This is a genomic window from Caulobacter sp. GW821-FHT09A05 (assembly GCF_059418465.1).
The window spans coordinates 19,269-44,565 of sequence record NZ_JBWKPX010000002.1; the positions used below are offsets into that span (position 1 = coordinate 19,269).

Genomic DNA, 25,297 nt, shown 5'->3' on the forward strand with positions numbered 1-25,297 from the left:
CGTGCTCTTCTGACTTTCGCGATTTCCCGGCCCCCTGGCTTTCGCTCCGCGAGCCTCCGGTTTTCCGAAAGCCTGCCATGCCTGCTTCAATACCCAGCGCCGAAGATGTCGCCCTGAGCCTGACCTTGGCCGTGGTGACGTCTTCGCCCGCGCCCCTGGTGCTCCTGGACGACCAGCTGACGATCATCGCGGCCAGCACCTCGTTCTGCGCCGCCTTCGGTTTCCATCCAGGCGAACTCCCGGGCCAGGCGCTGTACGCCCTGGACGCCGGCGGCTGGGATGGTCCCGGCCTGCGATCCCTGATGACCGCGACCATCGCCGGCCACGGGAGCCTGGACGCCTGCGACATCTATCTGAAGCCCGCCCACCAACCGGTTCGTCACCTGGTCGTCCAGGCCAGGCGGCTGGACTATCTGGATCTGGGGCGGACACGCCTGCTGCTGGCGGTGTCCGACGTGACGGACGCGCGCGCCGACGCGGCGCTGCAGGAAAACGCCCAGCGCGAAGCCGGCGTGCTGCTGCGGGAGGTGCGCCACCGGGTCGCCAACAGCCTGCAGATCATCGCCAGCGTCCTTCTGCAGAACGCGCGCAGGACCGAGTCGGACGAGACGCGCGGCCACCTCAAGGACGCCCACCATCGCGTGATGTCCGTGGCCGCCCTGGAGCGCCTGCTGTCCACCTCCGAGGGCGACGGGGTCGAGATGCACGCCTATTTCACCAGCCTCTGCGAGATCATCTCGGCCTCGATCATCGGCGAACAGGACCATATCGCCCTGACGGTGGAGGGCGGCCGGGGGGTCGTGGAATCCAGGATTTCGGTGAGCCTGGGCCTGATCGTCACCGAACTGGTGATCAACGCGCTCAAGCACGCCTTTCCCGACGACCGGCCGGGGAAGATCGCCATCGACTACAGTTTCCATGGACCCAACTGGACCCTGTGCGTGCGCGACGACGGGGTCGGCATGCCGGCGACCGCGCGCAAAGGCCTGGGCTCGAGCATCGTCCAGGCCCTGGCTCGGCAGTTGAGCGCCACCGTCGAGACCACGCCACGGCATCCGGGCACCCTGGTTTCGATCGAGCACACCCAGGTCGCCCTCGTGCAGGACGACCCGGAGACGGCGAGCGCGCGGGCCGAGCGGGCCGACGCCGGAACCAGCGCCATCGGCGGTCGATAGGGATTGAATGATCATGACCGCTTTGTGGGACGGCCCAACCGGCAAGATCCTGATGATCGTCGAAGACGAGGTCCTGGTGGCGACCGTCCTGAAGGACGAACTGGAGGACGCCGGATACCGGGTCCTGGACCTCACGGACCGTCACGCCGAGGCGGTCGAGGTCGCCAAGGCGTGCAAGCCCGACCTGGCCCTGGTCAATATCCGGCTGGCCGGTCGCGACGACGGCGTGGAGCTCGCCGAACACCTGAAGGACCTGGGCATCCCGGTGCTGTTCATCAGCGGGCAGGTCAGTCGCGCGCGGTCGGCCCAGACGGTGGCGATCGCCTCGCTGCCCAAGCCCTACGACGCCGCGGACATGGTGCTGGCCGTCGCCCATCTCCTGGCCCGCCTGAAGGGCGACGCGTCGCTGCCGAAGCCGAGCCGGCTGGAGGTCTTCGAGGGCGACGGCTTCGACCTCGCGCCGGCGGCCTAGGGCGGATCGACATTCAGCCGAAGACCACCAAACTTTTCGTCATTCCCGCCCTAGGGTCCGTGGACCATTAGGCGTTTGGCGTCGAGGCCGCGCCCTCGTCCTTCGACAGGCTCAGGATGAGGGCTACTGGTAAGGCGGTTGAGTAGAATTCCTCATCCTGAGCTTGTCGAAGGACGAGGAATTCGGCCCAAGACCGTCAACTGTCCACAGACTCTAGCCCAGACATTCGGACGGCCGGCCGGCCCGTTGCAGGGTCGAGCTCGCCAAAGGACGGGGCCCGGACACGAAAACGCCCGCCCCTCGCGGAGCGGGCGTCCCGTCTAGCGCAAGCGGCTAGATCAGCAGCAGGGACCGCCGTTGCAGCAGGCCGCGCCGAGGGCGCAGCAAGCCTGGACGGCCTTGGTCACGGCGTCCGGCGCGGCGGCGTAGGCGGCCGTGGCGGAGGCCAGCAGCATGAAGGCTGCGGTCGAGACGATGCGTTTCATGATGATTTTCCGATTTCAGAAGGATGGGTTTTCGTCTGAACGCGGGGTCATCGGGGCGGCGGAAGCTCCGGCGCCAGGGCGCGGCCCGGGGGCGGCGGGGATCTCATGGGCCGGAGGGGCGCGGCGCCGATCTCGGCCGGTCCGACCACCGGGGCCTCGGGCGTCACCAGGACGTGGCAGGCCAGCACGCAGGCGTCGGGGCATGGCGCCGTCTTGCCCTGGTCGTGGTCATGGCCGCCCTCAGGGCAAGGCGCCTCGGCGCAGCAATCGCCCTTCAGCGTCGCGGCGGCGGCCGGCATGGCGGGGGCGGCGAACAGCAGGAGCGCGCACAGGAACATCAGTCCCCGCGCCCATCCGCCCGTTTTCGCGCGTCCGCCCATCATGCTCGCATCCTGCCCCAACCCTGGCGATCGGGGAAGCGACGACCGCATCTTACGTATCCAAGTCCCGAAGACGCCGCAGGGACAACCCGTCGCAGGTCAAGCTCGCCAAACACGCCGGCCATTTACGACTCCGCAACGCCAACCGGCGAAGGTGAGATCCCAACGACGCCTCGCCGAATGGCTGCATGGATACGCTCGCCCGCCTTATCGACCGCCGAGCCCCGATCGACCCCGCGACCCCGTGCGCCGAGGTCCGGGCGCTGTTCGACGCCGATGGCCACATGGCCGCCCTGGCCGTGGTCGTGGACGGCAAGCCCCTGGGCCTGGTCTATCGCGACGTGTTCCTGGGCCAGATGGCCGTCGCCCCCGACCTGGCGCGGCGCCCGATCGCCGAGGTCATGGACGCCAATCCGCGCCGGGTCGACGCCAAGCTCTGCGTCGCCGATTTCGTCGAACGCATCGCCCACAGCGCCACCCCCGTGTTCCGCAGCGCCTATGTCGCCGTCGACGAGGCCGGCGACTATGTCGGCGTCGGCGGGCTGAACTCGCTGCTCACCTCGCATCGTCGCCGCCAGCACGAGGCCGACGAGGCCATGGCCCTGGTCGAGCGCATGGCCCACGACATCGGCCGCCACCTGGAAGGCGTGCTGGCCTTCACCGACCGGCTGGAGCAGTCGCGGCTGACCCCCGACGCCAGCGCCTATGTCCGCGCCATCGGCGACACCAGCCGCGACATGAACCTGGTCCTGGGCCGGGCCATGGACCTGCGTCGCGCGGCGACCGGCGGCCTGACCCTGTCGCCCGCCCCCGCCCTGCTGCGCGACCTCAGCGACGCCGTCGAGGCCCGCTGGGCGCCCCGCGCCGCCGAGGGCGGCAGCACCCTGCTGTTCTCCTATGACGGCGATCCCGAGGCCGCCGCCCTGATCGACGCCGACCGGGTGCTGCAGGTGTTCGACGCCCTGATCGAGAGCGCCCTGGCCCATGGCCGCGGCGTGATCGAGGCCAGCCTCAAGGCCCGTCCCGTCGAGGGCGGCCTGAAGCTGGAGGCCCGGGTGCGCGACAACGCCGCGGGCTCGGCCAAGGTCCGCCTGGCCCGGGTGTTCGACCCGCTGGGCGCGGCCACCTTCGAGGATCGCAACGAGCTGGCCCTGGGCGTCGGCATGGCCCTGGCCCACGGCCTGACCCGGGCCATGGGCGGCCCGCTGCGGGCCGAGGCCAACCTGGGCGCCGGCCTGACCCTGCAGTTCACCCTGATCGTGCCGGAGGCCTCGCTGGCGGCGGAAGCCGACGAGGAGCCGATGATGGACGCCCGCTCGGCCCACATCCTGATCGTCGACGACAACGCCACCAACCGCATGGTCGCCGAGGCCCTGTGCGAGATGTTCGACTGCACGTCCGAGCAGGTGGTCGACGGCGTCGAGGCGGTCGAGGCCGCCAGGTCGGGCCGCTTCGACCTGATCCTGATGGACATCAAGATGCCGCGCATGGACGGCGTCAGCGCCACCCGCGCCATCCGCGAACTGCCCGGCCGGGCCGGCTCGGCGCCGATCGTCGCCCTGACCGCCAACGCCGACCCCAACGACGTGGCCACCTACATCGCCGCCGGCATGCAGGACGTGGTCGAAAAGCCCATCAAGCCCGAACGCCTGGCCGTGGTGCTGTCGGCCCTGCTGGGCGCCGACGAGGACGAGGACGCCGAGGCCGCGGCCTAGAGCCTCTTAGCCTCACATGGGCTCATGTGAGGCTAAGAGGCTCTAAATCAAACATTCAGAGCGTGGCAGGCGCCGAAACCGCTCACACTTTCGGCTGCCACGTCCTAGCCCGCGGCCTTGCCCTTGGCCGCCTCGGCCTCCATCCGGGCCAGCAGATCCCGCAAGGTCGCGCCGCCGCCGTGCGGGTCGTTGGCCAGAGGCCGCAGCAGCACCACCGCTCGCGCGTAGTCGCCTCGCATGGCCAGCGCCTGCACCGTCTGCAGCGTCACGTCCGCCACCTGCGGCGCCAGTTCGGCGGCCAGCAACAGGCCCTCCATCACGTTGTCGCTGGGATAGCCCGGCGACAGCGAGCGGCTGCGGGCGTAGGCCAGCAGGATCTGGTAGCGCGCGCCGTCGAGCTTGAAGGCCTGCCCCAACACCAGCGAGGCCTGCTTGTAGAGCGCCGGCTGCTGGGCGGGGTCGGCGTCGCCCATCGCCATCAGGGTCAAGGCCTTCAGTTCCAGCGCCTCGACGTCGTCCGGCGCGGCGGCCAGACGCCGCTCGATCACCGCCTGGGCCAGGGCGTAGTCCTCGGCCTGAAGCCGGGCCTGGGCCAGGGCCCGTTCCGCCAGGGGGTCGCCCGGATAGCGGGCGGCGCGCTTGCTGACGTCCTCGGCGAAGGTTTTGCGCGCCGCCGTGTCGCCGACCGGCGAAATCATCCGCACCGTCTCCAGCAGCAGGTCGTCGGCGGAGGCCGGCATGGCGGTCACGGTCACCTCGACCGGGCGGCTGCGCTTGCGGGTGAAGGCGCTGACCGGCAGCGGGGAGCGGGTGTAATCGCGCAGGTCCTTCTGCAGGACGGCCAGGGCCTTGCCGGTCGCCGCCTCCATCGCCTGGACCGACGACGCGCCGCCGCCGACCGCCTTCATATAGGCTTGGAGTTGGGCGTAGCGGGCCGGATCGCTCATCATGTAGTGGGTCAGCAGCCAGGCCTGCGGATAGTAGTTGACCCATTTCGGGTCGCCGACCCGGGGCCTCTCGCTGAGCAGCCTGTCCAGCGGGAGCCAATCGCTCTGCATCAGCCACGCGGCCCGGTTCGAATTGAACTTGCCAACGACGATGCTGTCGCCGCGGATGTCCGTCGTCATGAAGTACTCGGCGTAGCCCTCGACCAGCCATGGCGCATAGGCGTAGTTGAAGTACTGCTTCATGAAATGGTGCACGTACTCGTGCAGCATCACGTCGTCGTTCTCGACCTCCTTGGCCCGGCCGACGGTGGCGACGCAGGCGATGCCGGTCGCGTCGGCGACGTAGTAGCCGCGCAGGGTCTCGTCGGCGGCTGGCCTGGCCCGGCGCAGCATCGCCGCGCCGCGCACCAGATAGATGTCCAGCTTGCGCGGCGGCGCGGCGTTGATCGGCAAGCCGTGCATGGACCGCAGGACCATGTCGAAGTCCTCGAGCCGCGTGGCGTAGTCGCGCAGCACGTCCTCGCCGACCGGCCCATGGATCACGAACCGCGAGGTCTCCGCCCGGCGCCAGGAGCCGGTTGGCGCCGCCTTGGGCTGCGCCGTCTCGGCCCGCGCCCTGTTGCCCGCCGCGGACAGCGTCAGCAGCCCCAGCACCACGCTCCGCCGATCGGCCCCGTCGGCCGCCGCGCCCCACCTGACCATGTCCGCCCTCGAAGCCACTCGACCTGAGGTTAGTCCGGGGCCGCGCCGAAACTCAAGCGGCGAAGCGGGCCGACCGCCTGGCCTCGCGCTCGCTGTAGCGGTCGATCAGGTCGTCGGCCCCGTCGCGCGTCGGCAGGGCGGGAAACTCGGTCATCGACGCCACTCCGAAACATCGTCATTGATCCGTCTCATATTTCCATCATATTGGAAATATGGAATCGAAGGACGCCGTCGCCAGCCTGTCCGCCCTCGGCCACGAGGGGCGCCTGGCGATCTTTCGCCTGCTGGTGAAGGCCGGTCCGGGCGGCGTCGCGGCCGGAGAGATCGCGCGCCGGCTGGACAGCCTGCCCAACACCCTGTCGGCCAATCTCAACGTGCTGTCGCACGCCGGCCTGATCACCTCGCGCCGCGAAGGGCGCTCGATCCTCTATTCGGCCGACTTCGCGGCCATGAGCGCCCTGCTCGGCTTCCTGATGGCGGACTGCTGCGACGGCGCGCCGGAGATCTGCGCGCCGCTGGGCGACATCGCCGCCAGGGCCGCCGGCTGCGGCCCGGCCTGTCCGCCGCCGCGCGCGTCATGACCGCCTTCTCCCTGTCGCGCCGCCTGGCCGCCGAGGCGCTGGGTTCGGGCCTGCTGCTGGCCGTGGTGGTCGGCTCCGGAATCATGGGCCAGCGCCTGGCCAGCGGCAATGTCGCCCTGGCCCTGCTGGGCAACACCCTGGCCACCGGGGCGGCCCTGGTCGTGCTGGTCACGGTGTTCGGCCCGGTCTCGGGCGCCCACTTCAACCCGGCCGTGACCCTGGTGGCGGCGCTGCGGCGCGACCTGCCCTGGCGCGCGGCCCTGGCCTATCCGCCGGCCCAGTTGGCCGGCGCGATCCTCGGCGTCTGGTGCGCCCACGCCATGTTCGGCGAGGCGATCTGGCAGGTCTCGACCAAGCCGCGCCTCGGCGCCGCCCAGGCCTTCGCCGAGTTCGTCGCCACCTTCGGCCTGCTGGCGACCATCCTGGGAACCGTGCGGTTCCGTCCGGACTTCACCGCCGTGGCGGTGGGCCTCTACATCACCGCCGCCTACTGGTTCACGGCCTCGACGTCGTTCGCCAATCCGGCCGTGACCATCGCCCGCAGCCTCAGCGACACCTTCGCCGGCATCGCCCCCTCGGGCGTTCCGGCCTTCATCCTGGCCCAGACGGCCGGCGCGCTGGTCGCGGCGGCGGTCTTCGGCTGGCTCCTGAAAGACGAGCAGGCCCCATGACCGACGCCGACTTCCCCGTGACGATCTTCCACAACCCCGCCTGCGGCACCTCGCGCAACGTGGTGGCCATGGTCCAGGCCGCCGGCTATGCGCCGACGGTCGTGGACTATCTGAAGGCCGGCTGGACGGCCGACCAGCTGCGCGACCTGGCCGGCCGGGCGGGCCTGAGCATGCGGGACCTGCTGCGCGAGAAGGGAACGCCCGCCGCCGAGCTGGGCCTGCTGGACGACGGCGTCAGCGAGGACCGCCTGATCGAGGCCATGGTCGCCCACCCGATCCTGGTCAACCGGCCGCTGGTGGTCACGCCCAAGGGCGTGGCCCTGTGCCGGCCGTCCGAAAGGGTCCTCGACCTGCTGGACCGCAAGCCCGCCAGCTTCACCAAGGAGGACGGCGAGGTGGTGGTGCTGGGTTAGGGGCGTCCAGGTCCGGAAGCCGCGAGCACGACAAGACCGCCAATAGCGTTGTCATCCCGGACGAGCGCGCAGCGCGAAGATCCGGGACCGGCGCGTGAACGCGGCGCTTGCGGCGGTCCCGGATCGGCGCCCGGCGGTCGCCGGGCTTGTCCGGGATGACAAGCGCTTCTGTATTTCCAGTTCAGCCCTAGGGTGGGGGCATGCGCCCGACCCCGCTCCGCCGCCTGCGCCGATCCCTGACCGCCCTGCCCGACGCCCGCGGCTGGGCGCTGTGCGGCGGGGTCGCCGCGATCACCGGCGCCCTGATGGCCGCCATCGGCTTCTCGACCGGCCTCTACGCCGTGACCCCGGCGGTCCCGGGCCTGCCGCTGCGGCTGCTGACCGTGCTGTTCGTGCCGGCCCTGGGCGAGGAGATCCCGTTTCGCGGCTTGCTGGTCCCCGGCCGCGACGAGGACGCCCGGCCCTGGCCGGCCATCGCGCTCTCGACCGCGCTGTACGTCGCCTGGCATCCGCTGGAGGCCCTGACCTTCCTGCCCCGGGCGGCGATGTTCCTGCGCCCGGACTTCCTGGCCTGCACCGCGATCCTCGGCCTGGGCTGCGCGGTGATGCGCTGGCGCACCGGCTCGCTGTGGCCGGCGGTGATCCTGCACGGCGGCTTCGTGGTGGTCTGGCAGACCTGGCTGGGCGGGGTGCGGCTGTAGACGGGTCGGCCTCGACGGCCTTCTATCGTTGTCATCCCGGGCGAAGGGCCGCGCAGCGGACCGCAGACCCGGGACCCAGGGCCACCGTCGTGCGCCGGCCCCTGGGTCCCGGACAGCCTCTGCGAGGCTTCCGGGATGACAACGAAATCATGCCTCTGAAATCGCTACCCTATTCGGCGACCTCATCGCGCCCATCCCTAGAAGCTGAACGCCAGCTTGGCGCCGAGGAACTTGCCGTCGGGGTCGTAGCCGCGCGCCCGGCCGGCGCCGCTGTCGTCGGCGTTGGGCTTGAGGCCGCACAGCAGGCCGGCGCCCAACAGGGCGTCGCCGGCGACCTTGCCCTCGACCGAGGTCCGCGCCACGCCAGGCGGCAGCGGCGTCGGCGCGCGCGAATACAGCACCGGCAGGCCGGGCGCGGCCAGGTCCAGAGGCCTGGCCGGCGCCAGGGCCAGCCTGGGCGCGGCGGCGGGGGCCGCGACCTCGGCCGACGCCAGGTCCCCCAAAGCGACGGCGAGGGCGACGGCGGCGGCCAGGGCGGAAGCGGAAAAGCGAAGAGCGACCATCATGCCTCCAAGGTGGGGAGCCGGCGGCGAGCGCCAAGGCCAGCCCCCTAGTTCCCCTCCTCCAGCAGCCGCCGGGCGATGACCTGGGCCTGGATCTCGCCCGCGCCCTCGAAGATGTTCAGGATCCGCGCGTCGGCCAGCAGGCGGCTGGCGGCGTATTCCATGGCGAAGCCGTTGCCGCCGTGGATCTGCAAGGCGTTGTCGGCGGCGGCCCAGGCGACGCGGGCGGCGATCAGCTTGGCCATGCCGGCCTCCAGGTCACAGCGCTTGCCCTCGTCCTTCTGGCGGGCGGCGTAATAGGTCAGCTGGCGCACGCCCATGATCTCGGCGGCCATCATGGCCAGCTTGTTGTGGACGCGCGGGAACTCGAAGATCGCCTGGCCGAACTGCTGGCGGTCCAGGGCGTAGCCGAGGCCGGTCTCCAGCGCCGCCTGGGCCACGCCGACGGCGCGGGCCGCGGTCTGGATACGGGCGCTCTCGAAGGTGGCCATCAGCTGCTTGAAGCCCTGGCCCGGCACGCCGCCCAGCAGGTTGGCGGCCGGCACGGAAAAGCCGTCGAAGCCCAGCTCGTATTCCTTCATGCCGCGATAGCCGATCACCCCGATCTCGCCGCCGCTCATGCCCGGGGCGGGGAAGTCGTCGCCCGGGGCGCCGCGCGGCTTCTCGGCCAGCAGCATCGACAGGCCGCGATAGTCGGTGGTGGCCGGGTCGGTGCGGACCAGCAGGGTCATGACGTCGGCGCGGGCGGCGTGGGTGATCCAGGTCTTGGCGCCGGTCACCCGGTACTGGTCGCTGTTCAGCTCGGCCCGGGTGCGCAAGCTGCCCAGGTCCGAGCCGGTGTTGGGCTCGGTGAACACCGCGGTCGGCAGGATCGAGGCGTCGGCGATCCTCGGCAGCCAGTGTTGCTTCTGCGCCTCGGTCCCGCCGGTCAGGATCAGCTCGCCGGCGATCTCCGAGCGGGTGGCCAGCGAGCCGACGCCGATCCAGGCCCGCGACAGCTCCTCCGACACCACGCACATGGCGGTCTTGCCCAGGCCGCTGCCGCCGTAGTCCTCGGGGATGGTCAGGCCGAACACGCCCAGGGCGCCCAGCTCCTCGACCAGCTCGATCGGGATCAGCTGGTCCTTCAGGTGCCAGTCGTGGGCGAAGGGGGTGACCTTTTCCTCGGCGAAGGCGTGGAACTGGTCGCGGATCATCTCGAAGGTCTCGTCGAGGCCGGTGTGCTCCAGGGTCGGCCGGCCTCGGGCCTCGGCCAGGCGCCGGGCGAGGCGGGTCTTCACCGCCTGGGTTCCGCCCTCGACCACCAGCTTCATGATCCCGTTCGAGAACAGGCGGTTCATCACCGAGCGGTCGGTGACCAGGTGGGCGGGGCGGACGATCTCGCCCTGGTTCATCGGCACGCCGCCGATCAGCTGGGCGGCGTATTCGGAGAACAGCAGCTGGGCCAGCAGGGCCTCGACCTCGCCGAACCGACCCTCGGCCTCCAGCCGCTCGGCCCAGCCGGCCACCTGGTTCATCAGCTCGGCATAGGCGGCGTACCAGCCGTAGCCGTGGACCTGGTGCTGGTGCTCGTCGGCCAGGGCGCGGTCGATCCTGCCGTCCGGCCCGGCGATCGCCGCCTTCACCGCCGGCCTGGCCTCGGCCACGAACAGCTGGGCCGCGCCGGCCGCCTCGCGCAGCAGGACCGTCAGGCCGGGCAGGATCAGGGACTGAGGGGATTCCTGGGTGGCCGAACCCGTCATGGCTTGCTCCCGTGCGCCAAACAGTTGTTTTCTTTCACTGTGGAGCCTTTCGCAGCTGCGAGCAACGCCGCAGTGCAGCATAATCGGGCCCACCGGAGGAAACATGCTGGTCGTCCACCACCTCAACGAGTCGCGCTCGCAGCGGATCCTCTGGCTGCTGGAGGAGCTGGGCCTGCCTTACGAGATCCGCTTCTACGAGCGCGATCCCCAGACCCGCCTGGGGCCGCCGGCCCTGCTGCAGGTCCATCCGCTGGGCAAGTCGCCGGTGCTGACCGACCTGCGGGCCGATGGGGTGGCGACGATCATCGAGAGCGGGGCGATCACCGACTACGTCATCCGCCGCCACGCCGGCGGCCGGCTGGCGCCCGACCCGGCCAGCCCAGACTACGACGCCTACCAGCAGTGGCTGCACTATGCCGAGGGCTCGGCCATGCTGCCGATGCTGCTGCGGATGTATGTCGGCTTCCTGGGCGCGGCCGGCGCGCCGCTGCACCCGCGCATCGAGAGCGAGATCGCCAACCACCTGGCCTATGTCGACGCCGCCCTGGCCGGTCGCGACTTCTTCGTCGGCGAGGGCCTGACCGGCGCCGATATCCAGATGAGCTTCGTGGCCGAGGTCGCCAAGGCCCACGGCAAGCTGGCCGACTATCCGAACCTGGAAGCCTGGATCGGGCGGATGCACGCCCGGCCGGCCTGGCAGGCGGCGCTGGAGAAGAGCGGGCCGTACAAGCTGGGGGAGTAGGCGCCCCGTCCGCCGCGGCGCGAGGTTCGCCCCCGCCCCCGCGCCCGCTTGGAACAAAACACGAACATATAGACCTCCCTGCGTCCGATATTGGCGTAGCGAAGGCGCATTCTTCAGATCGGCGGCAACGGAGCCGTCGGTCAAACATACGCATAGCTCTCCATTGCCCGCCAATACCGGGAAGGTGGAGTGAATTTCAAATTTCAATATTCATATTCGGAGATATCACGATGCCTAACGTAAATGTTCTCGACTATATTCCGTCAGAACTGCACGCCGCAATCGCCGACCGGACCAATGACCTGGCGCTGCAAACCTATATCCAGTCGGCGATCAACGCCGCGGCCGCCAACGGCGGCGGCGAAGTCCTCTTCCCGCCGGGCGACTACAAGATCACCGCCGAACTGACCGTGCAGGACAACGCCGTCTATCTGCGGGGCTCGGGCCGGAGCAACACCCGCATCTACGGCTCGACCGCGATCAACGGCGTCCATTGGTCGGGCGCCGGCGCCAGCGTCTATCGCGGCAGCATCACCGACATGCAGCTGGACAACTTCAATCGCGCCGTCTGGCTGGATTTCGGCACCACCGCCATCGAGGTGGAAAGGCTGACCATCATTTCCTGCCTCACGTGCGTGCAGGTCAACGGCAAGTTCAACCAGGCCGTCCCGATGGACAGCTTCCTGCACACGATCAACGACCTGGAGCTGGCCGCCTTCACCAACAACGGCCTGTACTTCTACCACTGCGGCGACAACTACGTCTCCAACGTCAAGACCGCGTCCAGCATCGACACCTCGGCGACCGGCCTGATGGTCGACACGGGCGTCACCGCGCTGCACGTCTGGGACTGCAACTTCGCCGGCTGCCTGCGCGGCGTCCACATCCGCAACCTGCTGGGCATCTCGCCCAACCCCGTCGGGCTGGTCGAGCGTCCGGCCCAATGCTTCTTCACCAACGTTCTGGGCGACACCTGCCGGGACCATGGCTGGTATCTGCAAAGCGCCCAGCAGATGTCCTTCGTCGGCTGCTGGGGCGGCGGCGCCAACGCCGGCGCGGGCTTCGGCTTCTATATCGGCCCCGACGTCTACCAGCTGGACTTCACCAACACGCATTTGATCGGCAACTGGAAGGACGGCATGCGGATCGCCGGCCCCAATCCGGACGCCCGCATCACGGTCAATGGCGGCTACGCCTATGGCAACGGCTTCGCGACGGCCAACACCTATGACGGCGTCTCGATCGAGCCGGGCGTCAAGCACGTGAAGGTCGTCAACCTGCACGCCTATAACGACCATTACGGTCGTCGCGACTTCAGCGGGACGTGGGACCCGCCCGCGGTGGCGAGCGGCGCCTCGACCTCGACCGTGGTCAGCGTCCCGGGCGTTACGCCGGCCTGGATCCGCGTCACGGCCAACCTCAGCAGCCTCGCGGCGGGATGGACCTTGACCGCGGCGGTGACGGCCGCCGACCAGGTCACCGTCACCCTGACCAACAACACCGGGACGACGGGCAATCTCGGCTCGGGCGCGCTTTCGGTCTCGTGCCTGGATCCCAGGTCGAACGCCCTGGCGCCGACCCAGCGCTACGGTGTGTTCTTCTGGCCCGACCAGGCGAGCGGCTCGACGCCGGCGATCACCGGCGCCACCCAGGCCAATCCCGTGGTGGTCACGATCCCCAACCACGGGTTCATCAACGGCCAGGATGTAAAGATCACGGGCGTTGGGGGCATGACCAATCTGAACGGCAACGTCTATGTGGCGACGCTGATCGACAAGGACCACGTCTCGCTGGGCGTGGACGGCTCGGGCTTCGGCGCCTACACCAGCGGCGGCGTGGCGCAGCGGTTCGATAAGTCGGACTATCTGATCGTCGCCCTCAACGACCTGTCCGGTAATCTCGCGGCGGGCGTCGGCGGAACCGGCGGCCTGTCGGGAGCCAACAAGCAGATCACCCTGAACCTCTAGATCCTTTCCGCCGCGCGCCAGCCGGGGCGCGGCGGAACCTTGCATGGCGCGGTCCGGCCCGGCGGCCGGGCCGTCGCCGCCTCCCTCGCCCCAGAGTTACGCACAGCCGCGTGCTCACGCGCGCTTCACAAGCTTGACGATATCGGCTTAGGTGGACGCGCGGGATGGGGCCCGCGGGGGAGATACCTTTGAAACTGTTTTATAAAGCCGCCGTCGCGGCGCTGTTCGCCATGGCCGCGACGACCGTTCACGCCCAGACCGTCAAGGTGCCGGAAGGCACCGAGGTGGTGATCAGCGTCGACGACAAGCTGTCGTCGGACACCAGCCATGAGGGCGACCGCTTCTCGATCAGCCTGGCCGACGACATCGTCCTGGCCGACGGCACGAAGCTGCCGGCCGGCCTGAAGGGCGCGGGGGAAGTCACCCACGCCAAGAAGAAGGGCATGATGGGCAAGCCGGGCGAACTGAACGTCCGCTTCGACTATCTCAAGGCCGGCGACACCAAGATCAAGCTGCGCGGCCAGAAGGGCGCCGAGGGCGACGCCCGCTATGGCACCACGATCACCCTGACCGTGCTGTTCGGCCCGCTGGGCCTGATCAAGCACGGCAAGGACGTCGAGATCAAACCGGGCCAGCGCATGACCATCTTCACCGACAGCGACGCCTCGGTGGAGCTGCCGGGCGCCCCGGTGACCCCGGTCGCCGCGCCGGCCACGGCCGCGCCGGCCGCGGCGGCCGCGCCGGTGGGGACCGCCGGCTAGGCTTTCGGGTCTATAGAGACGACGAAGCCCCCTCCGCCGGAGGGGGCTTTTTCCTTGCGGCCTCTCCCTTTGGGGCGGGGCCATCGCCCATGGGATTGGCCGCCCGAAAGCTGTCATCCCGGACAAGCTCGGCGAAGCCGGGCGCGGATCCGGGACCGCCGCAAGCGCAGGCGTTCAGGCCCCGGTCCCGGATCTTCGCGCTACGCGCTCGTCCGGGATGACAATCTCTTTTCCCATGAGCGGCGCCCTCTCCCGTCCGGGAGAGGCCAAACCTCACGGCGCGTCGGCCACGGCCCACGAGAAGTCGGTGTGGGTGGTCAGGGTGGTGAAGTAGTTGGGGTCGGTGAAGAAGGCGATCGGCTTCTTGTAGTCGGCCGGGTAGGTCGCGTTCGGGCCGATCAGCGCCACGCCGTGGCAGCTGACGCAGTTGGAGGTGATCCCGGCCGGGATGCCCGGCGAGGTCTCCAGATAGGGGTTGAAGCAGACCGTCATGGTCGAGCCGCCCGAGGTGGTCGTCTGGGCGTAGGCGGTGCAGGCGGCGTAGTTGTTCCACGGCGCGCCCAGGCCGGCCGGCTGGCCCTGCTTGCTGCCCGGGAAGTTGTTGGGCGTGTCGCCGCCCGGCTGCCACCAGAAGGTCTGCCAGGTCCAGAACGGGATTTCCTTGGTGTTGACGTGCATGGCCAGCAGCACGCTGTAGTCGCCCGCCGCGGCCTGGACCGAACCGCCGCCGGTGGCCGCGTTGAAGCTCTGGGCCTCGGCGGCGTTCATCCGGTCGGCGTAGAAGGTGCTCAGCGGCGCCCACAGATAGGTCTTGCAGGCCAGGCTCTGGGCCTGGACGCTGGCGGCGACGCTGCTGATCTCGGAGGTCGTCGCGGGGCGGACCGCCCCGGTCGCGCCCGGCTGGACCAGCACGCAGGTCGTCCAGGTGTCGGGCGTGGGATTGGCGGCCTTGGTCGAGGCCGACGGCCCCTGCCACAGGGGCTGGACGGTCAGGCCGCTGGCCTTGACCAGGCCGAACACCGGCTTGGTCTCGATGGCCTGGACCGGGAACTCGTTGATGCCGCGGTCCTGGGGCGTGGTTCCGGCCGGCCAGGCGGCGTTCAGCTTGGTCAGGCTGGCGCCGCTGGCGTAGGAATAGGTCCCGCCGCCGGGCCCGGGCTGCGGGGCGCCGATGAAGCCGGCCGCCTGCGGGTCGAACCTGACGTCGACCGCCACCGGGAAGTTGGCGTGGACCGCCGTCGCCAGCGCCCGCAGCCGCGCGTCCCTGGTGTGACGGAACTGGGCCGGCGACTGGAACTTGCGATCCGTGCTCGGCCTGGCCGCCGCCTTGAGCGACGCGTCCTGGGCCTGGGGCTGGGCCTGGGGCTGGGGGAAGACGGTCGAGGCGTCGGCCCAGGTGTCCCAGATCGGCAGCGGCTGGTTGTTGACGGACTGGCCCGACGGGGCGGTCATGGCCTGCCACAGCCTCCAGGCGTGGCCCCGGATGGCGGCGTCGTCGTTGTTGGCGATCCAGCCGTTGATCGTGGCGGCCGGAACCGGGAAATTCGGCCCGACCGGCAGGGGCACGGGCGTCACCGTGGCGACCGCCGCCGGGGCCGCGTCCTTGCCGCCGTCCGCCGTCTTGGCCCCGTCGCAGGCTCCCACGGCCAGGACCGCCATCGCGGCCGCCGCCATCAGACCGATGTCGCGCATGTTGGTCCCAGCCCCTTCGTCCCCAACCCGACGGCGCCCGCATCGGACGCGCGCGAGGGTAGTAGTCGCCAGGAATCTACAATCGTCAATAGAAATGCCGCCAGATGCCCGGATGGCGCGACTGGACGGCGAACTGGGCGACGAAAACGGAAAGAAATCTTCACATGAACGAAATCTGTCATTCGCCCTGACGGCGCCGTTCAGCTTCGCCTTGGCATGGTGCGTCTCACGGGGCCGACGGCGCCGCAGACATCAAGGGACGAAGGACTAAGAAGACCATGACCATCATGACCGCCACCAAGACCATTTCGCTGAGCCTGGCCATGGCCGCCACCGCCCTGACCATGGTCGCGGCGCCCACCGCCGCCAGCGCCATGTCGCAGAAGCTGGGCGGGGTCGTCGGCTGCGACGCCTCGGGCGGCAAGCAGGAAGTCGGCGCCGTGCTCGGCGGCGTCCTGGGCGCCGTCGCCGGCAACAAGCTGGCCAAGAACGACCGCGGCACGGGCACCGCCATCGGCGCCGTGGTCGGCGCGGGCGCGGGCTCCTACGCCGGCTGCCAGATGCAGAAGAGCCGCGCGGCCAACAACGCCGGCGGGGTCTACACCAGCAACGGCATCCGTGTGGCCAGCGCGGTCGAGGCCGCCCCGATGACCAAGATCAAGGGCAAGTACGTCGCCCGCTCGAACCTGAACCTGCGGGCCGCCGCCAGCACCCGCGGCGAGGCCATCGGCTCGGTCCGGGCCGGCGAGACCTTCCAGGCCCTGGGCCGCACCGGCGACGGCAAGTGGATCCTGGTCGGCCAGGACGGCGTCGGCGTCGGCTACGTCTCCAGCGCCTACGTCTACCGGGCCTAAGGCTCGACGTAGACGGGGACGGGCCCACGGGCCTGTCCCCAAGCCAAGCCCGCCCGCGCTCCCCCGCAGGCGGGCTTGTTGCTGTCTGGAGCGTCGCGGAAAAAAGAACCCTCTCCCGGAGGGGAGAGGGAGGGGCCCAGGCGCAGCTTGGGAGGGTGAGGGGTGAAGGCGCTGGCCGGCGTGCCGGCACGGCGCTCAGAGAAACTTGTGAGGGCGTCACCCCTCACCCTCCCACGCCCTTCGGTCGCGGGCCCCTCCCTCTCCCCTCCGGGAGAGGGTTTTCGCGCCTTGCCCTCCCCCGACGGCTAGGCTTCAGTGCGCCCCTGACTATCACCGGGACGCCTCCATGATCGCCACGACCCGCCGCGCCGCCCTGCTGTCGGCCTTCGCCACCGTGGGGGCCGCGGCCCTGGCCAGGCCGGCCTTCGCGAGGCGGACGGGCACGGCGGGCGCCGCCGTCGACCAGTTCGCCCAGGCGGTGATGGCCGCCTTCCCCGACGAGCCGGGCCTGGGGATCACCGTCGTCGAGGACGGCGAGATCACCCTGGCCAAGGGCTATGGCGTGCGCCGCCTGGGCGGGACCGACAGGGTCACCGACTCCACCCTGTTCGGCGTGGCGTCCAACACCAAGGCCTTCACCGCCGCGGCCCTGGCCATGCTGGTCGAGGAGGGCCGGCTGGCCTGGGACGACCCGGTCACGAAGTATCTGCCGACCTTCGAGATGAGCGACCCGATCGTCACCAGGCTGATGACCGTGCGCGATCTCCTCTGCCACCGCTCGGGGCTGACCCTGGGGGCCGGCGACCTGATGATCTGGCCCGACCCGACCCATACGCGGGCCGAGATCGTGGCGGGTCTGAAGTACCTGCCGATCGGCGGCCAGTTCCGGGGCGGCTACGCCTATGACAACGTGCTGTACGTCGCGGCCGGCGAGGTGATCGCCGCCCTGACCGGCGCGCCGTGGGAGGTGTTCATCCAGAAGCGGATCCTGGACCCGCTGAAGATGACCGACAGCGTGCCCCTGCCGTCGCTGATCGGGAACCGGCCGCGGGCCGAGCCGCATGCGCGGATGGGGCCGCCGGTGCGCGGCCTGGGGCCACAGACCGTGCTGCCGTTCGACGGCAGCTTCGACTCGGCCGGCGCCGCCGGCGGCCTGAACGCCAGCCCGCGCGACATCGGCAAGTGGATGCAGGTCCAGCTGGGCCTGGGAACCGCGCCGGGCGGGGTGAAGCTGTGGACCGAGGCCTCGGGCCGCGAGATGTGGAAGCCCCAGACCATCACCGCCTGGTCCGACGGCCCGACCGCCGACAACCCCGTGCGCGCCAGCCTGCAGGCCTATGCGCTGGGCTGGTTCGTCAACGACCATCGCGGCGAGCGGATCGTCTGGCACACCGGCGGCCTGGCCGGCTTCATCTCCTATACCGGCCTGCTGCCGGGCCGGAAGTCGGGGATCATGGTGATGACCAACGCCGAGGAGGCGCCGGTCTTCCGCGCCCTCCGCTATGGCGGTCCCGACCGGCTGCAGGGCCGCAGCGACTTCGACTGGATCGCCTCCAGCAAGACGGTCCAGGCCGAGGCCGACGCCAAGCTGGTCAAGGACGCGGCCGAAGCCATGACCCCCAAGGGCGGCGGCCCAAATGGCGGGGCGGCCCCGACCCTGCCGCTGGCCGCCTATGCCGGGACCTACCGTGATCCCTGGTACGGCACGGTGACGGTGTCCGTCGCTGGCCCAGGCAAGGGCAAAGGGGGCAAGAAGGCGGCCCTGAAGATCGCCTTCGACAAGACCCCGGCCCTGAAGGGCGCCCTGGAGACCTTCGACGGCGACACCTTCAAGACCCGCTTCGACGACCGCGCGCAGGAGGACGCCTTCGTGGTGTTCACCGTCAAGGACGGCGCGGTGACCGGCGCCACCCTGCGCGCGGTCTCGCCGCTGGCGGATTTCTCGTACGACTATCAGGATTTGAGGTTGGTGAAGATCTAACCCTCTCCCGGAGGGGAGAGGGCGCCTTCTCCATCAGCCCGACAATTGCAGGTTGCGCGGCGTCAGTCCCGAAAGAGCACACGCCATGCCGCCCAGCCGTCGTCGCCGCCTTCGCGCCTTCGCCAGGACCGAGACCGGCGGCGCGGCCGTGGAGAACGCGCTGGTCCTCACCCTGACCGCGGTGATGATCTACGTCTTCAGGACGACCACCGGCGTCGCGGCCCTGCTCAAGCCCTTCCAGCAGGCGGCGGCTAGCCTTCTGCGCGCCTTGGGCTAGGCGCCCGCCACCCCTGGGCGATGAACTGGATCTGCTGGTCCATCATCGCCGAAAGCTCCGTCGCCGGGGCCTGGCGGCAGGCGGCCAGGCGGTAGTTCCAGGCGTAGGCGGCCTTGAGCACGTCGATGGCCAGCTGCGGGTCCAGGTCCGCGCGGACGTCGCCGCGGGCGATCCCCTCCTCCAGCACCTCGCGCAGCATCTGGGTCAGGCGCTCGTTGCGGCCGTACGGCGTCACGCCGGGGTCCTGGCGGGGGCTGTAGGAGGCGGCGATGTGGGCCAGGAACAGCTTCACCCGCCGGGTCTCGAACTCGTAGTGGATGGCGAAGATCGAGCACAGCCGATCCGCCGTCGAGCCGCGCAGGAACGGCACGACCCGGTCGAACTCGGCGTAGAGCTCGCCCAGGCGCTTGTCCATGACATGGCTGAGCACCTCCGCCTTGGAGGCGAAGGTGGTGAACACGCTGCCGACCGAGACGCCCGCCCGTTCGGCGATCGCCCGGATGGTGGTCTCTTCGTAGCCCGTCTCGTTGAACAGGTCGCGCGCCGCCTCGAGCACTTTTTCGCGCGTCGCCTGCTTCTGTTCGTCTCTAACCCCCACGCACCCTCCCCCCGGATGTCCGCGTCGCTTTTATTGTTCCGGGGACGGCCGCTCCGGCAAAGAGCGTCGCCCCCGGCCGTGATCTTATGCGCGCGCGCCCGCCAGAATGACTTTCAGTTGATCCGAAAGTCGCGACAGCAGTGCCTCGACCGACCAGGCGTCGAAAATCGCCCGGCGATAGTTGGCGACATACACGTCCCAGATGATCTCGGCGAGCAGCTTAACGTCCGCGTCGGTTTTCAGTTCACCGCGCTCGACGCCGCGGGTCAGAACGCCGTTCAGCAGGGCGAAGATGTGCTTGAGGTGACCACGATTGCGGCGCTCGGCGGTTTCGGAGCGCGTCCACGACACCGCGATGCTGGCCTGCAGCAGCGGCAGCTGCTCGACGTGGAAGCCGTAGGCGACGGCGAACATGCCGATCACGCCCTCCTCGACCGTGGCGGCGTTGACGCTGGCCTGCTTCATCTGGGCGTAGATGACTTCGTAGTCGGCGGTCAGGATCTCGTCGAACAGCTCGCTCTTGTCCGAGAAGCTGGCGAACACCGCGCCCGTCGACATGCCGGCGGCCTGGGCGATGTCGCGGATGGTCGCGCCTTCGTAGCCGCGCTCGGTGAACAGGCGGCGGGCGGCCGACAGGACGCGCTCGCGGGTGCGCTGCTTGGCCAGGGCCCGGCGCGTCAGCTTGACGGGCGCGTCGGTCGGCGACTCGATGTTCAGGGATACAAAGCTCATTCCACGGTCTCCAGGCGAGCAAGCGCGGCTTCGGCGCGCTTCTCGAATTCGAGGCAATATTCGTCGACGACGCTGGTCAGGACGTCGGCGTAGCGGCGCGCCAGGGCGCGCCCGTCCTGCGCCGCGTCGCGCAGGTCGGTGATCAGTTGGCGGACTTCAGCCATGGCGTCTTCGCGCTCGGACGCGGAGAAGTCGGCGGCGGCGATGCGAGCGCTCCGGGCCATTCTGGTTTCTCCTGCCTCCCCGCTGAAAAGGGCGCTGACATGACCTGCGGTGAGGAGTTGATCATGTTCAACGAACGCGCACTTGAATTGGAAGGTGGCGCGTTTATCCCGTGCTGCAAGGGCGCGCAACCCACAAACCGGACCAAAATCGATGAACAGCAACGTTTATCAGCAGTATGGTATCGTTAGCAGCTGGTCACTGCGACAAATGCGCTCAACGAACAGGGTCGTTGAATTGCGATATGGAACCCGACCACCGACTCTGAGTCGGACCCGTAGCGGAATTGAGGCGGCCGCTCTGGCCAAGCCTGGGGCGAGCGCCTAGGCTTGGCGGCCATGAGCCACCTGTTCGATTTCCTGGTCCCGATCGCGCTGGGCGCGGTTCTGATCACGCTTTGCCTTGGCATCTACGCCCTGTTCCGGGGCGGCGATTTCGGGCGTTCCTATTCCAACAAGCTGATGCGCCTTCGCGTGGCGCTGCAGTTCCTGGCCGTGCTGGTGCTGGTCGCCGCCTTCTGGTGGCGCACCCACTGAACGCTTTGGAAACCCCTTCTGAAACGCGACGACCGTTCGGCTTGCGGGGGGAACGGCCGTCGCGCCTAAGCTTCTGAACGCATAAGCTACTGAACGCCTAAGTCTCGGAGCGGCTAGGGGGGAGACGCTCCGGTAAGGCGAGTAGAGCGGGGCGGCGCACCAATAGCGATAGGACAACTTGTCCTGGGACAAGTTGTCATCCGACACCCTGGGGAGACCTGATCGATGGTGACGCTGAACCGCATCTACACCCGCACCGGCGACAAGGGCCTGACGCGGCTCTCGACCGGCCAGCCGGTCAGCAAGGCCAGCCTGCGGGTCGAGGCCTATGGCGCGGTCGACGAGACCAACGCCTTCATCGGCGTGGCCCGCCAGCACACGAAGGACGACGCCGAACTCGACGCCCTGCTCGAGCGCATCCAGAACGACCTGTTCGACCTGGGCGCCGACCTGGCCACCCCCGAGCAGAACGAAAAGCCCGACTGGGAGCCGTTGCGGGTGGTCGACAGCCAGGTCGAGCGGCTGGAGCGCGAGATCGACGCGATCAACGCGCGGCTCTCGCCCCTGACCTCGTTCGTCCTGCCGGCCGGCAGCCCGGCCTCGGCGGCGCTGCACGTGGCCCGCACGGTCTGCCGGCGGGCCGAGCGCCGGCTGGTGGACCTGATGGGCGTCGAGGGCGAGATCGTCGGCGAACCGGCCCTGCGCTACCTCAACCGCCTGTCGGACCTGCTGTTCGTCGCCGCCCGCCGGGCTAATGACGACGGCGCGGCCGACGTGCTGTGGAAGCCGGGCGCGACGCGGTAGGCGGCCTCCCGCGGGAGGTTGTCGCCTCTGGTTAAAACCGGTTGTCATCCCGGACGAGCGCGCAGCGCGACGATCCGGGACCGGGGCGTGAGCTCAGAGCTTCCGGCGGTCCCGGATCGGCGCTCGGCTTGGCCGAGCTTGTCCGGGATGACAACTTTTCAGGCCGGGAAAGGGCGCCGCCCCTACTTGGCCGGCCGGCTCGCCGACGGGCCGTCCATCTTCTTCGGATCGGTGTTGATCGGCGGCACGTTGAGCGGCCGGCGGGTCAGGGTCTCGATCGAATAGACCGTGCCGCACTTCATCCACTTCTCCGCCCACAGGAAGCCGGCGCCGCGCGCCAGGCAGCGCTGCTTGGGCCACACATAGAAGTAGTGGTAGCAGAAGACGCTGAGGGTCGCGCCGAGGAACACGGCGAGGAAGGTCTTCTGCAAGCGGGAGATGTTGCTCTTCATGCGCCGCCTCATACTGGCCCGCCGCGCGGCTGGCCAGAGGCTTGTGCGTCAGAGCCGCGGCGGTCAGTCGGACTCCTCCTTGGTCCGCTTGCGATAGGCCGTCGCCTCGCTCATCAGTGCGAAGCCGTACTCCCGCTTGGAGAAGCCGTCGTGGAACGAGGTGCTGAACCGGCCGACCTCGATGAGCAGGCCCGCCTTGGGGTCGTAGAAATAGGCAGGCTCGAGATCGACGGTGCAAAGGTCCGCGTAGCAGATCTCCGGCGCCCAGGTTGTAGAACCGTCCCTTCGATAGCTGGGCTTCGTTGGCGGCGACGCACCTGCGATCAGGGACGACCTGTAGAGCGACATCGAATACAGGCGATCCACGGTTTCGGGTCTCACCTCCCCTCGCGCGAAGCGGCCGTCGAAGGTCACCTTCATGCTGCCGAGATAGGTCCTGCAGGCCGTTTGCAGCGCCGGCGTGCACTCTTCCCAGACCAGGCACTTGTTCGGAACGGTCAGGATTTGGGGTTCATCGCCGCAGTCCACGCCGGCAGGCCCGCCCGAAAGCCTGTAGGCCTTGGCCGCCACGCCGCTGAACAGGCCGGGCTCCAGGGCGCTGACGACGTTGACCGGCGGCGTCTCCGCCGCCAGGGCGGTTAGTCCCGGAAAGCCCCTTTTCAAGCTGTCGGACCGCTTCTGTCGCCTGATGGCGAACGAGGCGTTCTGGATGCGGCCGTAGGCAGGGTCGAACAACTTGTCGGTGACCAGCACATCGACCTTGGTCGGCGCCGTTGCACTGTCGAAGACATAGGTGTCGCCGAAGAACATGTTGTCAGGCCCCCGCACCGGCGGCGGGCTAAGCGGCCCTTTCAGCCCCCGTTTCGGCCGGTCCGCCCATCGGCAGGGACGAAGGTCGCCGACGATCATGATCGACCCGTCAGCGCCTCGGCGCCAGAACGGGCTGCCCTCCTGCGCAAGCTCGATGGTCGGAATCAGGGAGTCGCTGGCGTCCAGGATCTTGCAGCGGTAGCGCTGCGTCTGGCGTTCCAGCGGACCACCCGGCGTGGCGAGATCCAAGGTGACGTAGGTCGAGTAGCTTTCGGGCGCCACCCAGGTGCGCAGGGTTCGCGGGCCGCACGCGGTCACGCCGACCGCGACCAAAAGCACGACCAACGCCATGCGGGCCAAGCCCCTTGGCGACAAGAAACGAAACATAGTGGAAGCCCCGATATTCTCGGCGACTCTAGTGGAACCAATCGCCGAAGGACAACTTTTAGGCGTTTACGGCGCGCAACTTAAGTGTGCAGCGCAGCAGACGCAGGGTCGGAAGTATCCTACGTTCGTTTGAACGCTCCTGCGATAACACATTACGCTTACGTCAGGGGAAACTTGCAAACCTGGGTGGACGCGGTAATGCCGTCGGCGCAGGCAGGAAAAACTAGCCAGGAGGCGGCGTAGACCGATGAAGGTTCTGGTCCCGGTCAAACGGGTTATCGATTACAATGTGAAGGTCCGGGTGAAGCCCGATCAGACCGGCGTCGACCTGGCGAACGTCAAGATGTCGATGAACCCCTTCTGCGAGATCGCGGTCGAGGAAGCCGTCCGCCTCAAGGAAAAGGGCGTCGCGACGGAAGTCGTGATCGTCTCGATCGGCCCGCAGCAGGCGCAGGAAACCATCCGCACGGCCCTGGCCATGGGTGGCGACCGCGGGATCCTGATCACCACCGACGCCGATCCCGAGCCGCTGGCCGTGGCCAAGCTGCTGGCCGCCGTGGTCGCTGAAGAAGCGCCTCAACTGGTGCTGATGGGCAAGCAGGCCATCGACGGCGACAACAACGCCGTGGGCCAGATGCTGTCGGCCCTGCTGGGCTGGCCGCAGGCCACCTACGCCTCGGCGATCGAGGTGTCGGGCGCGACCGCCAAGGTCACCCGCGAAGTCGACGGGGGCCTGCAGACCCTGGACGTCGACCTGCCGGCCATCGTCACCGCCGACCTGCGCCTGAACGAGCCGCGCTACGCGTCCTTGCCCAACATCATGAAGGCCAAGAAGAAAGAGATCGCCAGCAAGACCGTCGCCGACTACGGCGTCGACGTCGCCCCGCGCCTCAAGGTCGTCAAGGTCGCCGAACCGGCCAAGCGCTCGGCCGGCGTCAAGCTCGAGTCCGCGACCGACCTCGTCTCCAAGCTCAAAACCGCGGGGGTGCTGTAATGGCCGTTCTCGTCGTCGCCGATAACGACAACGCGCACCTGCGCGATGGCACCCACAAGACCGTCACCGCCGCCCTGAAGCTGTCGGGCGAGGTCGACATCCTGGTCCTCGGCCAGGGCGTGGCCGGCGTCGCCGCCGAGGCCGCCAAGATCGCCGGCGTCCGCAAGGTGCTGGTCTCCGAGAGCCCGGCCCTGGGCCACGGGATCGCCGAGGCCGAGGCCGACGCGGTGCTGGCCGTGGCCGGCGGCTATGACGCCATCCTGGTGCCGGCCACCTCGGGCGGCAAGAACTTCGCCCCGCGCGTCGCCGCCAAGCTGGACGTCGCCCCGATCAGCGACATCGTCGAGGTCGTCTCGGCCGACACCTTCACGCGCCCGATCTACGCCGGCAACGCGCTGGAGACCGTCCAGACCTCGGACGCCAAGAAGGTGATCACCGTGCGCCCGACCGCCTTCGCGGCGGCCGGCGATGGCGGCTCGGCTCCGGTCGAGACCGTCGGCGGCGCCGAGGCGGCCAAGACCCGCTTCGTCAGCGAGGAGATGGTCAAGTCGGACCGTCCGGAACTGGCCGCGGCCAAGATCGTCGTCTCGGGCGGCCGCGCCATGGGCTCGGCCGAGGAGTTCCAGAAGGTGATCGAGCCCCTGGCCGACAAGCTGGGCGCCGCCGTCGGCGCCTCGCGCGCCGCGGTCGACGCCGGCTACGCGCCCAACGACTACCAGGTCGGCCAGACCGGCAAGGTGGTCGCCCCGTCGCTGTACATCGCCATCGGCATCTCGGGCGCCATCCAGCACCTGGCCGGCATGAAGGACAGCAAGATCATCGTCGCGATCAACAAGGACGCCGACGCCCCGATCTTCCAGATCGCCGACTACGGCCTGGTGGCCGACTACAAGTCCGCCGTGCCGGACCTGATGGCCGCCCTGACGGCGGCCGGGAAGTAA

The 25,297-nt window shown here is 69.3% G+C and carries 28 protein-coding genes; 17 read left to right on the forward strand and 11 right to left on the reverse strand.

The genetic code is table 11. From position 1 onward, the window contains the following. Window positions 1-77: 77 nt before the first annotated feature. Together AC07NX_RS01940 and AC07NX_RS01945 are read left to right on the forward strand one after the other, a co-directional pair. Window positions 78-1,175 carry a sensor histidine kinase gene (locus tag AC07NX_RS01940; RefSeq protein WP_494638644.1) on the forward strand — a complete coding sequence of 366 codons (1,098 nt, stop codon included), beginning with the start codon at window positions 78-80 and terminating at the stop codon, window positions 1,173-1,175. Between the two features lie 13 nt (window positions 1,176-1,188). Further along, entirely contained in the window at window positions 1,189-1,647 is a 459-nt protein-coding gene (locus tag AC07NX_RS01945; protein WP_494638646.1) for a response regulator, read from the forward strand. Window positions 1,648-1,985: 338 nt separating this feature from the next. Here the strand turns inward: AC07NX_RS01945 and AC07NX_RS01950 are convergent, their stop codons facing one another. Continuing rightward, entirely contained in the window at window positions 1,986-2,132 is a 147-nt protein-coding gene (locus AC07NX_RS01950; protein ID WP_494638648.1) for a hypothetical protein, read from the reverse strand. 47 nt (window positions 2,133-2,179) lie between these two features. Beyond that, window positions 2,180-2,515, reverse strand: coding sequence for a hypothetical protein (locus AC07NX_RS01955; protein WP_494638649.1), 336 nt, complete (start codon window positions 2,513-2,515; stop codon window positions 2,180-2,182). Window positions 2,516-2,700: 185 nt separating this feature from the next. On the opposite strand from AC07NX_RS01955, the gene AC07NX_RS01960 reads away from it, so the two are divergent. Beyond that, window positions 2,701-4,227 (forward strand): response regulator, encoded by a 1,527-nt coding sequence (locus tag AC07NX_RS01960; protein WP_494638651.1) that lies wholly within the window; start codon window positions 2,701-2,703, stop codon window positions 4,225-4,227. 104 nt (window positions 4,228-4,331) lie between these two features. Here the strand turns inward: AC07NX_RS01960 and AC07NX_RS01965 are convergent, their stop codons facing one another. Continuing rightward, complete coding sequence (locus tag AC07NX_RS01965; RefSeq protein WP_494638653.1) at window positions 4,332-5,876, reverse strand: tetratricopeptide repeat protein; 1,545 nt, start codon at window positions 5,874-5,876, stop codon at window positions 4,332-4,334. 212 nt (window positions 5,877-6,088) lie between these two features. Between AC07NX_RS01965 and AC07NX_RS01970 the strand changes: the two genes are divergently transcribed. The 4 genes from AC07NX_RS01970 to AC07NX_RS01985 all read left to right on the forward strand — a co-directional run bounded on the left by AC07NX_RS01970 (window position 6,089) and on the right by AC07NX_RS01985 (window position 8,242). After that, window positions 6,089-6,457, forward strand: coding sequence for an ArsR/SmtB family transcription factor (locus AC07NX_RS01970; RefSeq protein ID WP_494638655.1), 369 nt, complete (start codon window positions 6,089-6,091; stop codon window positions 6,455-6,457). Beyond that, on the forward strand, window positions 6,454-7,128 hold the full coding sequence (locus AC07NX_RS01975) for an MIP/aquaporin family protein (protein WP_494638657.1): 675 nt from the start codon (window positions 6,454-6,456) through the stop codon (window positions 7,126-7,128). Before AC07NX_RS01970 ends, AC07NX_RS01975 begins: the two co-directional genes overlap by 4 nt. Then, the gene (arsC, locus tag AC07NX_RS01980; protein ID WP_494638659.1) at window positions 7,125-7,541 is read left to right on the forward strand and encodes an arsenate reductase (glutaredoxin); all 417 of its coding nucleotides are present in this window, start codon (window positions 7,125-7,127) and stop codon (window positions 7,539-7,541) included. The genes AC07NX_RS01975 and arsC overlap by 4 nt, the downstream gene beginning before the upstream one ends. 200 nt (window positions 7,542-7,741) lie before the next feature. Beyond that, complete coding sequence (locus AC07NX_RS01985) at window positions 7,742-8,242, forward strand: CPBP family glutamic-type intramembrane protease (protein ID WP_494638661.1); 501 nt, start codon at window positions 7,742-7,744, stop codon at window positions 8,240-8,242. Between the two features lie 197 nt (window positions 8,243-8,439). Here AC07NX_RS01985 and AC07NX_RS01990 read toward each other — a convergent pair whose 3' ends face one another. Together AC07NX_RS01990 and AC07NX_RS01995 are read right to left on the reverse strand one after the other, a co-directional pair. Next, entirely contained in the window at window positions 8,440-8,805 is a 366-nt protein-coding gene (locus tag AC07NX_RS01990; RefSeq protein ID WP_494638663.1) for a hypothetical protein, read from the reverse strand. 47 nt (window positions 8,806-8,852) lie between these two features. Further along, complete coding sequence (locus tag AC07NX_RS01995) at window positions 8,853-10,547, reverse strand: acyl-CoA dehydrogenase family protein (protein WP_494638665.1); 1,695 nt, start codon at window positions 10,545-10,547, stop codon at window positions 8,853-8,855. Between the two features lie 103 nt (window positions 10,548-10,650). Here AC07NX_RS01995 and AC07NX_RS02000 point away from each other — a divergent pair, with 103 nt between their 5' ends. The 3 genes from AC07NX_RS02000 to AC07NX_RS02010 all read left to right on the forward strand — a co-directional run bounded on the left by AC07NX_RS02000 (window position 10,651) and on the right by AC07NX_RS02010 (window position 14,017). Continuing rightward, window positions 10,651-11,289, forward strand: coding sequence for a glutathione S-transferase family protein (locus tag AC07NX_RS02000; RefSeq protein ID WP_494638667.1), 639 nt, complete (start codon window positions 10,651-10,653; stop codon window positions 11,287-11,289). A gap of 230 nt (window positions 11,290-11,519) precedes the next feature. Further along, window positions 11,520-13,256: a ubiquitin-activating E1 FCCH domain-containing protein gene (locus AC07NX_RS02005; RefSeq protein ID WP_494638669.1), complete on the forward strand. Its 1,737-nt coding sequence runs from the start codon at window positions 11,520-11,522 to the stop codon at window positions 13,254-13,256. Window positions 13,257-13,444: 188 nt separating this feature from the next. Continuing rightward, window positions 13,445-14,017, forward strand: a complete 573-nt coding sequence (locus AC07NX_RS02010) for a hypothetical protein (RefSeq protein WP_494638671.1) — start codon at window positions 13,445-13,447, stop codon at window positions 14,015-14,017. A 273-nt stretch (window positions 14,018-14,290) separates the two neighbouring features. Here the strand turns inward: AC07NX_RS02010 and AC07NX_RS02015 are convergent, their stop codons facing one another. Further along, window positions 14,291-15,709, reverse strand: a complete 1,419-nt coding sequence (locus AC07NX_RS02015; protein ID WP_494638672.1) for a hypothetical protein — start codon at window positions 15,707-15,709, stop codon at window positions 14,291-14,293. A 278-nt stretch (window positions 15,710-15,987) separates the two neighbouring features. Between AC07NX_RS02015 and AC07NX_RS02020 the strand changes: the two genes are divergently transcribed. The 3 genes from AC07NX_RS02020 (at window position 15,988) to AC07NX_RS02030 (ending at window position 18,821) form a co-directional block, all read left to right on the forward strand. After that, entirely contained in the window at window positions 15,988-16,563 is a 576-nt protein-coding gene (locus AC07NX_RS02020; protein WP_494638674.1) for an SH3 domain-containing protein, read from the forward strand. Window positions 16,564-16,909: 346 nt separating this feature from the next. Beyond that, window positions 16,910-18,544 (forward strand): serine hydrolase, encoded by a 1,635-nt coding sequence (locus AC07NX_RS02025; RefSeq protein WP_494638675.1) that lies wholly within the window; start codon window positions 16,910-16,912, stop codon window positions 18,542-18,544. An 85-nt stretch (window positions 18,545-18,629) separates the two neighbouring features. Further along, window positions 18,630-18,821: a hypothetical protein gene (locus AC07NX_RS02030; RefSeq protein ID WP_494638677.1), complete on the forward strand. Its 192-nt coding sequence runs from the start codon at window positions 18,630-18,632 to the stop codon at window positions 18,819-18,821. Here the strand turns inward: AC07NX_RS02030 and AC07NX_RS02035 are convergent. From AC07NX_RS02035 to AC07NX_RS02045, 3 genes are all read right to left on the reverse strand, one after another. Further along, complete coding sequence (locus AC07NX_RS02035; protein WP_494638678.1) at window positions 18,796-19,419, reverse strand: TetR/AcrR family transcriptional regulator; 624 nt, start codon at window positions 19,417-19,419, stop codon at window positions 18,796-18,798. The two genes, AC07NX_RS02030 and AC07NX_RS02035, sit on opposite strands and share 26 nt — an antisense overlap. A gap of 84 nt (window positions 19,420-19,503) precedes the next feature. After that, a complete protein-coding gene (locus AC07NX_RS02040; RefSeq protein ID WP_494638679.1) occupies window positions 19,504-20,151 on the reverse strand; it encodes a TetR/AcrR family transcriptional regulator in 648 nt (215 codons plus the stop codon). Next, window positions 20,148-20,375, reverse strand: a complete 228-nt coding sequence (locus tag AC07NX_RS02045; protein ID WP_019848868.1) for a CC0731 family SpdR-regulated protein — start codon at window positions 20,373-20,375, stop codon at window positions 20,148-20,150. Before AC07NX_RS02045 ends, AC07NX_RS02040 begins: the two co-directional genes overlap by 4 nt. A 336-nt stretch (window positions 20,376-20,711) precedes the next feature. Here AC07NX_RS02045 and AC07NX_RS02050 point away from each other — a divergent pair, with 336 nt between their 5' ends. Together AC07NX_RS02050 and AC07NX_RS02055 are read left to right on the forward strand one after the other, a co-directional pair. Next, entirely contained in the window at window positions 20,712-20,909 is a 198-nt protein-coding gene (locus AC07NX_RS02050) for a twin transmembrane helix small protein (RefSeq protein ID WP_019848867.1), read from the forward strand. A gap of 225 nt (window positions 20,910-21,134) precedes the next feature. Beyond that, window positions 21,135-21,713, forward strand: a complete 579-nt coding sequence (locus AC07NX_RS02055) for a cob(I)yrinic acid a,c-diamide adenosyltransferase (protein ID WP_494638681.1) — start codon at window positions 21,135-21,137, stop codon at window positions 21,711-21,713. Window positions 21,714-21,895: 182 nt separating this feature from the next. Here AC07NX_RS02055 and AC07NX_RS02060 read toward each other — a convergent pair whose 3' ends face one another. Beyond that, the gene (locus tag AC07NX_RS02060) at window positions 21,896-22,165 is read right to left on the reverse strand and encodes a hypothetical protein (RefSeq protein ID WP_494638682.1); all 270 of its coding nucleotides are present in this window, start codon (window positions 22,163-22,165) and stop codon (window positions 21,896-21,898) included. A gap of 63 nt (window positions 22,166-22,228) precedes the next feature. Beyond that, the gene (locus tag AC07NX_RS02065; RefSeq protein WP_494638683.1) at window positions 22,229-23,326 is read right to left on the reverse strand and encodes a hypothetical protein; all 1,098 of its coding nucleotides are present in this window, start codon (window positions 23,324-23,326) and stop codon (window positions 22,229-22,231) included. Window positions 23,327-23,609: 283 nt separating this feature from the next. On the opposite strand from AC07NX_RS02065, the gene AC07NX_RS02070 reads away from it, so the two are divergent. Continuing rightward, the gene (locus AC07NX_RS02070; protein WP_494638685.1) at window positions 23,610-24,356 is read left to right on the forward strand and encodes an electron transfer flavoprotein subunit beta/FixA family protein; all 747 of its coding nucleotides are present in this window, start codon (window positions 23,610-23,612) and stop codon (window positions 24,354-24,356) included. Beyond that, window positions 24,356-25,297, forward strand: coding sequence for an electron transfer flavoprotein subunit alpha/FixB family protein (locus tag AC07NX_RS02075; protein ID WP_494638686.1), 942 nt, complete (start codon window positions 24,356-24,358; stop codon window positions 25,295-25,297). The genes AC07NX_RS02070 and AC07NX_RS02075 overlap by 1 nt, the downstream gene beginning before the upstream one ends.